General features: G+C 51.7%; 3 protein-coding genes. All 3 read right to left on the bottom strand.

What is annotated here, in order from left to right; translation table 11 throughout:
* On the bottom strand, window positions 1-7,572 hold a 7,572-nt coding region (locus ABEW34_RS31600; protein WP_430165751.1), incomplete at its 3' end, for an SDR family NAD(P)-dependent oxidoreductase.
* 15 nt (window positions 7,573-7,587) lie between these two features.
* Complete coding sequence (locus ABEW34_RS31595; RefSeq protein WP_430165748.1) at window positions 7,588-11,592, bottom strand: SDR family NAD(P)-dependent oxidoreductase; 4,005 nt, start codon at window positions 11,590-11,592, stop codon at window positions 7,588-7,590.
* A gap of 4 nt (window positions 11,593-11,596) precedes the next feature.
* Window positions 11,597-13,303: SDR family NAD(P)-dependent oxidoreductase (locus ABEW34_RS31590; RefSeq protein ID WP_430165745.1), on the bottom strand; the 1,707-nt coding region annotated here is incomplete at its 5' end.

The raw sequence follows: 13,303 nt of genomic DNA, 5'->3' as shown, positions 1-13,303 counted from the left end.
GGTGTATTCGAACAAATCAAGCAATCTAACCTTGCCTGGATAATGTTTTTCCAAAGAAGCGTGGACTCTGCCAAGTAAGATCGAGTCGCCGCCAAGCTCGAAGAAATTATCGTCCATGTCGATCTCATTAAAGCCAAGAACCTCGCAATAGATTTCCGCCAGCTTCGTTTCCAGATCGGTGTATTCGCCGTCTTTTCCCGTAAGCTTGATTTCGCCTTCGAAACGTCTTTGCGAAGCCAGCTGCCTTGCCTCCCAGCGCTTCTGGGACCCCGTTATAGCAGCGTCTATCGGCGCATCCAGCAGCTGCGGAACGAGACCAAGCTCCCACAGCAAATCCGAGCCGTAGTTGAGCTCCCCGATAAGAACGTTCGATACGCTACGGTTCAAAGCCTCATCCAAGCCGCGCATGGCCACTGCTGTAGGCAGCGCCTTGAAGGCTCCGTCTGCATTGACGCCAAACTCTACGGCCATGCCCGTTTCCTTCCACGCGACCCAGTTGATGGACAGCGCTTTTTGCTGGTTCAACGTTTTGTGTTTGGCAAATGCATCCAAAAAGGTATTAGCTGCGCAGTAATCTCCCTGCCCCGGCACTGCAAAACGCGAGCTCATGGAGGAGAACATCAGGAAGAAATCTGGTCGATCCTGCTCGGTCAGCTTGTCGAGAATCCATGTCCCAAACACCTTCGGATGAACAACCTCGTTGAACACCTGCACTTCCTTCAAATAGAGGAAGCCATCGCCGCCTACACCCGCGCCATGGACGATACCGTTAATGCGTCCATAACGCTCTCGCAGCCCGCCGACCAACTCTTTCATTTGTTGTAAATTGGCGATATCGAGACTGTAGCATTCCACGTGAGCACCCATTGCTTCAATCTCGCGAACGGCTTTCATTCTCTGAATAGCCTTCCGGTCGGTTCTGCTATTGCGATCGATCATATCATCCCATGTCCCTTTGTCCGGCAAAGGCGTACGGTTAATGAGCGCAATATTGACTTTCTTTCTCGCCGCCAAATATTTGGCCGTCTCAATACCCATGCCGCCTGTGCCGCCTGTAATGAGATAGATCCCTTCTTCCCTGACCTCGATCGGCTGCTCCTTTGCCTCTTGCACGCGGTATTCCTTGAATATCTCGGCATACCGCTCATTGTCGCGGAAAGCGACCATATAATACGACGGTGCTGCCAATATTTCGCTCATAATCGTATCTACGTTCGTCGCTTCATCAATATCAATAGCACGGCACAGCATGCTTGGCAGCTCCTGCCTTGCGGATTTTCCGAGTGCCAGGAGCGGTGCATTCCATGGATTGACCCGGGGTTCGCGGCCGCTTACAACATCGACATGGTCCGAAATGATAACCGTATCGGTTACAGCGCTTAGCCCCACCTGGGCTACCGCTTTAGATAGGTAAAACAGGCTGTAGACGCCTCTATACTGCGTCTCATTAAAGCCGTCCCAATCTACCGCCATGCCTTCCGGCACGATGCTGAACAGGTGGATCATTTTGCTCCATGTTCTGCCTTTGTTATCCCTCAGCAGCTTGACATAATCGTCCACCGAACCGCTTACGTGATAGCTGCCGTCATCGAGCTTGGCATATTGCTTTCGCAAATAAACTTGAACGGTCTCGGTTCCTCTCCGGTTCCACTCAGCAGCGAGCGATTGTCCCAAGCCCCTCTCATCCATAAAGATAAGAACGGGTCCGGCCTGGCTCGTCTGCTCTGCCATCAGCTGCTCCTGTCTTACCCACTGCCCCCCGTAATACAAGCCGCCAGCCGTTACTTCTGTCACAGCCTGCTCATATTCGGGAATCTCAACCCAGCAGCGCTCTCTTTCGAACGGATAGGTTGGGAGGCTGATCCGGTGCAGCTCTTCACCGAAGTAGAAAGGTTCCCAATCGGTTTCCACTCCTTGTACGTAAAGCTCGCAAATGTTCGGCAGGCTGCTGGCATCAGAGCGTTCCCCGTCTACATAATCGTCGACCAATTGTCCGAACTGCTTCGTCATGCTTATACGCTGGCTTTCTGTAATTTCGCCGTCGGATTTTTTCGCTTTCGTTTCCGAGACGATTTTATGGAAGCCGTAGAACAGCCAAGGCTGTTTTACGTTTTCGAAACCATATTCGTCCACTTCCGCAAGCTTCCGGTTGAAATCCTCCGCATCGTTTACGATAAGAACCAGCCTGTGCGCGTAGTGGCCGCGTCCTGTGTTCGCGGTATAGCAGGCGTTGCGGAAGGCAGCCGCTGAACCGTCGCCAAAACGCTGCGATTTGTACTGGCTGACGAGGCGACGAAGAGCGGTATCCGTCAGTGCGGAGAGCGTGAACAGCTGCGGAAGGTGACTAAGCTCCTCTTCGCCTTGCAGATGCGAGGTTTCAGCGCCCAAATACTCTTCCATAACGACATGGCAGTTCGTTCCACTCATGCCGAAGCCGCTTACACCGCATCTTCGCGGATGGCCTTCCGGCTCCCACAATTTACGGGTTGCATTGACGTACACTGGCGAGTTCATAAAGTCAATTTTTCGGTTCGGACGGTTAAAATACAGATTTGGCGGCAGCTCTTTGTTTTTGAGCGTCAAAACCGCTTTAATGACGCCCGCGATGCCCGCAGCCTCTGATAAATGCGTTAAATTCGTTTTTGAAGATCCGACCGCACAAAATTGTTTCTTCTGGGTATAGCGTTTAAATGCGCGCTGGATACCCTGAATTTCAATTGGATCCCCCAGCTGGGTACCCGTTCCATGCGTTTCAATGTAAGTAACCGTCTCAGGATCAATTGCGGCATCTTCCCATGCCTGAATAATAACTTCCTCCTGAGCAGCCGGGTTTGGCGCAGTCAAGCCAGCGGAGCTTCCATCTTGGTTCGATGCGCTTCCCTTGATGACAGCGTAAATATTATCCCTGTCCTGTATCGCCTTCTGCAGCGGCTTGAGCAGAATCGCCCCAACCCCTTCGCCTGTTCCCGTTCCTTCGGAGAGCTCGTCAAACGCCCTTGTTTTGCCGTCTGTCGACTCCATGCCGATGCCTCTTGGCGAGCCTTTGCGGAAAATAGGCATCATGTTCAGCCTTACCCCGCCGGCAATCGCCATTTCGCAGTCGCCCATGCGTATCGATTTGCAAGCCAAATGCACGGAGGTCAAGGAGGAAGAACAAGCCGTATCAACAACGACGCTCGGGCCCTTCAAATCGAACAGATATGAAACTCTGCCTGTCGCTACCGAAGCCGTATTTCCAACTAACGAAGCGCCTTCCGACTGCGGCTCGACCTCGCTAATAATGCGGTGGAAATAGACCATATTGGATGCAAAGCCGAGGTAAACCCCCGTTTTCGTGCCATATATCTTTTTGCCTCCGTAGCCGGCATCTTCAATGGCATGCCAGGCTGTCTGCAAAAACAAGCGATGGTTAGGGTCAGTCGTACTCGCTTCCTTCGGAGACATCCGGAAAAAGCGGTAGTCGAACTTGTCGATTTCGTCCAAATAACTGCCCATCTCGTAATCGACCGCATTGAGCGGCCAACCTTTGAAGGCAACGTATTTTTCCATATCCTTTCTTCTAACATCCGGATAGCCGCTGCCGTTATCAACGCCAGCCTGCAGCGCTCCCCAAAATTCCTCGTTCGTGCTCGCCTTCGGGAACTGGAATGACATGCCGATTACTGCAATATCGCTGTCCGTTGACAAGGCTTCACGCGCAGCGATCGTCTGCTGAGGCATGCTGCTCTCCGTATCCTGCTCTACGATATATTCCGCCAGCTTGGAAATCGTCGAATGCTCAAACATGTCCGCAACCGATAACAAGCCTGTGTAGCGTTTATCCAGCTCCGCATGGATGCGCATCAGCAATATGGAGTCGGCGCCAAGCTCGAAGAAGTTGTCGTTAATGTCGATTTCGGCATAACCAAGCGCATTTTGGCAAACCGCGGCAATCGTTTTCTCGGTTTCGTTGTATGCCGCCCCATCACGGCCAGTCAGCTGCACCTCACCGCTCTTTGCCGCTCCCTTCGGCTTCGCAGTCTTATTGGAAGTGGAGCCAGCGCTGGCAAGCTGCTGCTTATGATAGTCGAGTCTGCGCTGCAGCGGCTCTGACAGCCTGACCGTAGCTTTTTCAAGCAATAAAATGCCCAGACGGTCGTAATTGAAGCTGCCGATTAACGCTCGGCGGCTCTGCTTGTTCAGCAATGCGGTAAAGCCTTCAATGCCGCTGGAAGTTGGCAGCGTCTGGAAGATGGTGCTCACCGCAACGCCGCTATTTTTCGCCATGCCGGTTTCCTTCCACGTCGTCCAGTTAATCGTCAGCGTCTTCTTTCCCTGCTTGCTCCGATAATGAGTGAATGAATCCAAATAAGCATTAGCCGCCACATAATCGCTTTGGGTCGAGCCGTAATAAATGGTAGCGACGGATGAAAACATGGCGAAGAAATCAAGCTGATCATCCTCCGTACATTTGTTCAGCAGCCACGTTCCATTCACTTTAGGCAGCAGTACCTCGCGTATGACGTCTTCCTGCTTGTCCTTCAGCAACTGGTCGATGGCGACGCCCGCGCCGTGAACGATACCGTCAATTTTTCCATACTCGCTGCGAACTTCCGAAAACATCGCTTTAAGCTCCGACTCATTAGAAATGTTTGCCCGATACAGCTTGACCTGTGCTCCGGCTGCTTCCAACTCGCGAATGGCATTAATTTTGCTGATCAACAGCAGATCCGTCCCGGTCTGGACAATGGCATCCCAGCGTTCCCGCTCAGGCATCGCCGACCGGTTCACGAGGATCAAATTAATGGAAGAGGCACTTGCAGCTAGCGACTTGGCAACCTCAAGACCGATTCCTCCTGTTCCTCCCGTTATGATATAAACGCCCCGCTCCTTAATCGTTACAGGCTCATCGGCCATGCGATCAAGCTCCATTTGAGCAAATTGCTCGATGTAGCGGCCGCCTGCGCGGAAAGCAACCGCATAAGGCGACGAACCTGCGCCATGCATGATCTCATCGCTGAGCTGCCCCGCCTCTGTTTCCTGATCCCTATCAATGCTTCGAACGTTGAACTGCGGATGCTCCTTGCTCACAACCTTGCCGAAGCCAATAGCGGTCGCGTGTTCCGGATGAATGAGCGTCTCCACACCGCTCACTTCTTGGGCACTGTCTGTTAGAAGAACAACGTCAAGCTGCTGCTTTTCGTTTGTGTGCAGCCAAGCCTTATACAGATAGAAGAGGCTGTATAGTCCGCGTTTTTGGCTCTCATCCAACTGCTCTACGCTGTCGATTGGCCCGCCGCTATCCAAATTGAGCATATGGACAATTTGCCGGAGTTTCCCCGCTCCAATATCTTCGAAAAGTCGAATATAATCGTCCTGCATGTTTCGGATCGTATAAGCGCCAGAATGATGCTGGATGTATTCCTCGCCTAGGAAAACCTTAATCGTATCCCTCTGATCCCCTGCATAAGCGGCCTCTAGCGCTTCAGCCATTTGCTTGCTGTCGCCTGTTCCACCAAGGAGCAGGACAGTTCCAGTCAAGGCATCTACCGTTTTGGACGAACGCTCCTCTGGCGTCCATACAGGCGCAAAGTAGAAACCATCCTCCTGAGCCTCTGCTGACGTTTCCAGCTCGGGAAACTCCAGCCAGCAGCGCGAGTTTTGCAGGGCATAGGTCGGCAGGCTGACGCGCTGCCTCCGTTCTCCTTCATAGAGCCCGCTCCAACTCACATCGCCGCCGCTTGCATAAGCGGAGCAAAGCGAGTGAAGCGACTGCTCCTCCAACTTTCCAGATGCAATCCAGCTCTCTAAATGCTGAGCTGCCTCATCGCCAAGACGGCGCTTCTCCTGTTCATCGATTTCCCCTGGTTTCGGCGCTGCGTTGGCACGGGCTACAGGGTGGAATCCATAGAAGGCCCATGGAGCTGTAAAAGATTCCAGATCGGCTTCCAGGCAAGCACGGATTTTAACCTGCAAATCGTCCAAATCAGCAGCCATTAGCGCCAGGCGGTAAGCGTAGGTACTGCGGCCCGTATTGGCCGTGTAGCATATACTGGAAAGAGAAGAATTCCCTCCACATTGCTGCAAATATTCATCGTAAAGCTGCAGCAGCTCCCTTAGCGCTTTACTGCTTCTCGCCGAAAGCGTAAATACCTCAGGTCCCGCTGATGCAAGCTCTGCAGCCACTTGCTCTGGCGCTTCCTCCAACACGAGATGGCAGTTCGTGCCGCTCATGCCAAATCCGCTAACCCCGCCCCTTCTTGGGTGCCCGTCCGTTTCCCAATCACGAAGCTTCGTATTGACATACAAAGGCGAATCCGTGAAAGCGATGGAAGAATGGGGCTTTTGAAAATAAATCGTTGGCGGCAGCTTCTTGTATTTCAGTGACAGCGCCATTTTGACAATACTCGCGATGCCTGCCGCCTCGCTTAAATGTCCGATATTCGTCTTGACAGAGCTGATTGCGCAAAACTGCTTCTTGTTCGTATATTTTTTAAAGGCGCCTTCAATGCCCCTAATTTCAATCGGGTCACCGAGAATCGTGCCTGTTCCATGTGTTTCAATATAGTCAAGCGTCTCCGGGTCGATGTTCGCTTCCTCCCACGCCTGCTGGATGACCGAGGTTTGCGATGCCGGATTCGGCACGGTAATGCCCGCGGTCTGGCCATCATGATTGGCTGCATTGCCTTTAATAACGGCATAAATATGATCGCCGTCCTTAAGCGCCCTTTTCAAAGGCTTGAGCAGCAATGCTCCTGCACCTTCGCCGACACCGGAGCCGTCGGCCGTATCGTCGAAGGCCCGGGTTCTCCAATCGCCCGACTCAATGCCAATACGAATGTTTTCATCATCGACTGGAATAATATTCAGCTTAATTCCGCCAGCGATAGCCTGGTCGCATTGTCCTTGCTTAATCGCTTGGCAAGCAAGCTCAATGGCCACCAATGCCGACGAGCAGGCCGTATCTACAACAAGCGCAGGCCCTTTCAAATTCAACAAATAGGAAATGCGGGTTGCCGCCATCGCCTGCATATTGCCCACCGTTGCAATCGGTATCAGCGTCGGATCGATATCCATAATCATTTTGCAATACAGATCCTTCGGGCTTTGCGTATAGCCGAGATAAACGCCGGTTTTGCTGCCTGTCAGTTTATCGCCACCATAGCCGGCATCCTCAATGGCCTTCCACGCCTGCTCCAGAAAAATACGCTGATGCGGGTCGGTCAAGCTCGCTTCCCGTGGCGACATGCGGAAAAACTCATAGTCAAAGCCGTCAATATCCTCCAAATAACCATATTCGGGATAAATGATTTTATCCTGGTCAAGCTGCTTGAATTTGATGTAATCGTCGGTGTCATTTCTCCGGTTTTGCGGAATTTGCTTGACCGTGTCTATCCCATTTTCAATATTGCTCCAGTATTCATGGATATTCCGGGCTCCTGGCAGTCTCGCAGACATGCCGATAATGGCGATGTCATCCTCTACCTTCGCTCCGCCCTGCTTCAGCATGGCAATCATTTCGACAGCCGTTTCCTTGTCGATGTTGCCGCTTGTCGTCTGATTCACGATAAATGTAAAAATATTGTTCTGCACGATTTTCCCCTTTTCCTACAGATCTTCAATCACGTGAATGGCTTCTTCCAGACTCATATTGCCCTCTGCAAGCTTTCCGAATATGTCTCTTGCTTCCTGACGAACGTCCTTGGCTGCAGCAACCAGCTGCTGCTCCTGCTCCTCTTTGTTAATATGCTGCGCCAGCCGCTGAACGGAAGGAAACTCGAACATGTCGGTGATCGTCACCTTGCCCGGAAACTCCGTCTCAATCAATTTATGGATTCTCATCAGCAGCAGCGAGTCCCCGCCGAGCTCGAACAAAGTATCATGAATGTCGATTTCCGGATAGCCAAGAATGGTGCTGAAAATATTGGCTACCTCCTGCTCGACCGCATTATAGCCATCTCCCTGCTTGCCCCGAAGCGCGGCTTTCGATGGCTTGGAGCTGTTGTTCACGGGGCTGTTGCCTTTCGGTAAAATAATCAGCCTGCCCTGGTCGAGCATAGCGGCATCATAATTTCCATTAGAGATGATCTTGTGCCCTTCCTGTTCGATATTTCCGTTCAACAAGCGGCTTACCCGATCATTCAGCTCTTCGGTTAAATCAAATGGAAAGGCCATCAGCAAGGATAAATATTCTGGATTTTCGTTCATTTCTCCGATGAGCACCCTCGTCATATTCCGCTGCAGCGCCGTATCCATGCTTTCAATGGCTTGCACGGTAGGGAGCGCCTTATAGAAGGAATCGACGTTGATGCCGAAGCGGACGGACATGCCCGCCTCCTTCCAGGAAACCCAGTTTAACGCCAGTGCATGGCGCTCCTGCTTTCTCCTGTAGGCAGCAAAAGCATCCAAATATGCGTTTCCTGATACGTAGTCCCCCTGCCCAGCTTCTCCAACCATCGAAACGCCCGATGAGTGCATAATGAAGAAATCGAGCTGATCTTGTCGGGTAAGCCTATCCAATATCCAGGTTCCCGCCACTTTCGGCTGAAGCACGTTTTTGAAGATATTCAAATCCTTCTTAAACAAATAACCCGCACCAGCTATACCAGCACCGTGAATAATGCCGTTAATTCGTCCAAACTCATCCCTTAGCCCGCCGATAAGGGCAGCCATCGCTGCATAGTCCGCTATATCTACGCTATGGAGCGTAATACGGCCGCCCAGCGCTTCAATTTCCTGAAGCTTCTGTATTTTACGAATCGTATCCTCGTCCTCGCCGCCTGCAATAACGGCTGCCCACTGCTCCTTCGGAGGTAGCTGGGAACGGTTCACAAGGGCAACATTCACGTTTGCCTTGGAGGCCAAATACTTGGCGTTTTCAAGCCCAATGCCTCCGGTGCCGCCCGTTATGAGGTAAACCCCGGTATCGCGAAGCTCCGCCCTAACTTCCTCCAGCTTAAGCGGATTTATCGGGCCGTATTCCTCCGTATACCGACGTCCTTCCCGGTAAGACACGTGATATTGCTTCGTAAAATGCTCCAATTCCGGCCAGATGGCATCCACTTGCGTGAAGTCGTCGATATCAACCGCTTTGCATGCGATTTGCGCAAACTCCTGTGGAATAACCTTTCCTAAGCCAACGAGCGTTGCCCATTCCGGACTTAATTCAGCCTCCTGCCCCGTTGCCGCATGCAGCAGCTTCGTAAACAGCAGCATATGCCGTTTTGACCTCGGGTCATGTCTCATGATGGACCTTGTTAAATAAAGCAGACTATATATTCCGTACTGCTGGGTTTGCTCCAGCTCCTCCAGCGTTTCGGCAGCAAGTCTTTCGGAAAGTCCGCACATATGCAAAATATGGGTAACAGGACGTCCAAGCAGATCAGTCATTAACTTGTCGTAATCGTCCTCACTGCCTGTAAGGGTATAGCGGGTATCGTCTTGCTTCTCAAAGCTGTGCCCAAGGGAAGCAACGATGACATTTCGCCCTTGTGCCTGGAGCTTGTCGATCATCGCCTGCACAAACGGTGGACGCGCTTCGTCTTCGATAATGAGCACATCAGCCATTTGTGCGCGTTCCGCATCCTCTGACAGCTGCTCGGCTTTCCAGTTAAACCCGTAAAATAGTCCACGCGCTTCTTCCGCTACTCCTTGTACTTGCTGCTGCAGCGGCGCATCGATCCAGCATCTGCTCCGCTCGAAAGGGTATGCAGGAAGCTTTGCCTTGAAGGGCTTTACTTCTCCAGCCAGCAAATCCCAATCTATCTCAGCACCTTTGACATACAGTCCTGCTACTTGCTCAATTAGGCCGCTCGGCGCATCCGGCTCAGCCCAGTAAGCAGCTATTATAGCCGCCGCCTCTGCGCTTAGCCGTGCCTGCTCCGTTGCCTTCAAGTCGTTGGCTTCAAGCGCTTCCTTAGAGGAATCAATGAGCCGGTGAGCCCCGTAATATACCGCTCCATCGCTTTTATCAAGACGAGCACTAACGAGCTTGTCCCGCAAATCCGCTATGCTTGTCGGAAGCAGCGCTAACCGATGCGAGTAATGGCCTCTGCCCGAATTTGCGGTATAGCAAACCTCATCTAAATTCAGCTGGCTATTATGCGCCAAATATTCCGAGTAAAGATGAATTAATTCAAGCAGCACCTGTTCCGACTTGGCAGATAATGTGAACAAACGAGGTGCCACAGGCTTTTGTTCCGAGACTGCTTGAGCAGGCGCCTCCTCCAGCACAACGTGGCAGTTCGTTCCACTGATGCCGAAGGCACTTACCCCGCATCTTCGCGGTCCTCCATCCGTTTCCCAAGCACGCAGCTTCGCGCTTACATACACCGGCGAGTCTTCAAACGGTATTGACCGATTCGGATGGTTAAAATGGATTGAAGGCGGCAGCTGCTTTGTTTGCAAGGCCATCACGGCTTTTATGACGCTTACGATGCCAGCAGCCTCGCTTAAATGACCAATATTCGTTTTCACGGAGCTGACCGCGCAAAATTGTTTTTTGCTCGTATGCTTGCGGAAAGCCGAGTGAATGCCTTGAATTTCAATCGGATCACCCAAATTGGTGCCGGTGCCATGCGTCTCAATATAAGCAATCGTTTCCGGGTCGATGCCAGCGTTTTCCCATGCCTGCAAAATAACATCCGTCTGTGCTTGCGGGTTTGGCGCGGTAAGTCCTGCGGATCTACCGTCCTGATTGGTCGCGCTCCCTTTTATGACCGCGTAGATGACATCCTTATCCCTTAAGGCGTCCTTTAGCGGCTTCAGAACGATTGCACCAATGCCTTCCCCTACCCCAGAGCCGTTTGAATGGTTGTCGAACGTCCGCGATACCCCGTCGGTCGATTCTATGCCGGTCTGCATATAGTCCTTGCTGAGCGGCACCGTATTAATGTTGATGCCGCCGGCAATGGCCATTTCGCAGGTGCGGCTGCGCAGCGCCTGGCAGGCCGAATCTATCGCTACAAGAGAGGAGGAGCAGGCCGTATCAATGACCATGCTCGTCCCCTTCAAATCTAGCAAATATGAAATTCTACCTGAGATGACGGCGTTCAAGTTTCCGACCAAACCAATCGAAAGCGCAGTGGGATCAATGTCCTCAATCATCTTGGCGTACATGTCCCTATAATTGCTGGCATAGCCGACAAACACGCCTGTCTTCGAGCCCTCCAGCCTGCTTCCTCCGTAGCCCGCATCCTCAACGGCCTGCCAGCTTGTCTCCAGAAACATTCTCTGACACGGGTCCATCAAGCTTGCTTCACGAGGGGACAATTTAAAAAACTTATAATCAAATTTATCGATTTCTGGCAAATAGGCGCTTTTGTTATAACGGATTTCTTCCTCGGGCACCCCCTTAAATCGAAGGTAGCTGCTAATATCGCTGCTGCGCGTATCTGGAAAGCCGGTAATGCAATCAACGCCGCTTTCGACAACTTCCCAAAATTCCTCTATTGTGCTCGCAGACGGTAGTTTCGCAGCCATACCGATAATCGCAATATCGCCGGCATCCGTTACTGCTTCTGTTTCGAGCAGCTTAATCAAGTCAATGGCTACCTGCCTGTCGATCTTTTTGTCCTGAACACCCTGCACCAAATATTTGTACGCCTTATCCATATTCTCACCTCTCTTTGGAGCCAAGCTTGGAGAGCACCTGTTCTAGATCGAGCGCCCCATTATCAAGCTCGTCAAACATCCGGTTTAATTCGTCATCCTGCAGTGCCGTCCGATTGCTTATTGGAGCAGCTGCTGCGACCACCCCTGCTTGTCGCCGTTCGATATGCTGGGCCAGCTTATGAACCGTCGGATACTCAAACATATCGGTAATGACAACCTCTTCGGTGTAAAGCTGTGAAAGCTTCTGATAAATCTGCCGAATCATTAGTGAATCAGCACCCATTTCGAAAAAGCTTTCGTGGATGTCGATCTCGGAAAATCCGAGCACCCCTTTGCAGGTTTGAGCGACCTGCCGCTCGGTCTCGCTGAACGCATCATGCTCGCTTCCAATCAGCTTAACCGCTGCGTATCCGGCAGATTTGGATGATCTTTCCGGCGTTTGCGCCAAACGTTCGTTCAACGAATCCAGGCTTGTCGAAATACCATCCGACAATTGAATTGCATAATTATGCAGCCATAACGCCATCCTGCTCTCCAAATTCAACTCCCCGATCAATACGTTGCTTTGCCGCGTTTGCCATACAGCATCCAGCAGTTCCATCGCGCGGGCAGCCTGTATCGTTTTGAAAATGGTATCCGCCTGAAAATTGTGATCGGAAGCCATCCCCTTGCCTCGCCATGTCGTCCAATTGATCGTTAATCTTCTTCTTCCATCGCTTGATGGCGCTGTACTATAAGCATCTAGGTAGGCGTTTGCCGCCAGATAGTCGCTTTGATAGCCCGTCTCGAACATCGTCGCAATTGAGGAATACATAATGAAGAAATCAAGGCGATCCTGCTGAGTCAGCTGATCCAGCAGCCATGTGCCGTAAATTTTGGCACGAATGACTTGCTCAAACGTATCCAAGCTTTTTTCCCTTATGGACTCGGTGCGGGCAATTCCTGCGCCGTGTACGATTCCTTTAATTTCCCCATGGGTTAGCCGGATGTGTTCCAGCATGGCTGCGGTTTCATCGTAATGGGATACATCACATCGGTGCAAAATCACTTCTGAGCCGCCAGCTTCGATCTCCCGAATGCTCGCGATTTTCTCACATAGCTTACGATCCTCGCTGTTCAGCAAAATGCTATCCCATGTCGGCCGATCAGGCAGTTCAGAACGATTGACTAACACCAGTTTTATGCGGCCTTTGCGGCTTAGCCATTTTGCCGTCTCAAGACCTATTCCGCCTGTACCGCCCGTTATCAGGTAGACGCCTCCGGCTTGTACGGTCAGCTCTTCACTGCTGGGCGCATTCAGGCTGCTGCATGGCTCAAACAGCTCGACATAGCGAATCCCATTTCGAAAAGCTACGAGTCTGGCGTCTGAATTCACCGATAATTCTGATAAAATCTCCTCCAGCTGAATCTCTCCGTCCATGTCGATGCTGCGGCAGCTTATATTCGCATGCTCCTTGGAAAGGGCTTTGGCTAGCCCAAGCAGCGGTGCATTTTCCGGTCGAAGCTGACTTTCTTCCCCTGTAACACGGCAGGCATTTTCAGTTAGTACAATGACTTCCGTATCGTGCTCGAAGCCGCAGGCTGCCCATGCCTTCATCAGCAGGAACAAGCTCATAGCGCCTCTTTGCTGGCTTGCTTTCAGCTCATCTATGCTGGAAATGACGCTCCCCGCCAGACTGCCGCAATGAATGATTTGGGCAATGCCTTGCTC

This window comes from Paenibacillus algorifonticola, from assembly GCF_050481745.1.
Classification (GTDB): Bacteria; Bacillota; Bacilli; order Paenibacillales; family Paenibacillaceae; genus Pristimantibacillus; species Pristimantibacillus algorifonticola_A.
Note: the sequence above shows the minus strand (reverse complement) of the source record. Positions and strands in the feature narration are given on the sequence as shown.

Excerpts from the sequence above, each read along its gene's own strand:
- ABEW34_RS31595 (WP_430165748.1), bottom strand. The coding sequence starts at position 11,592 with ATGGATAAGGCGTACAAATATTTGGTGCAGGGTGTTCAGGACAAAAAG.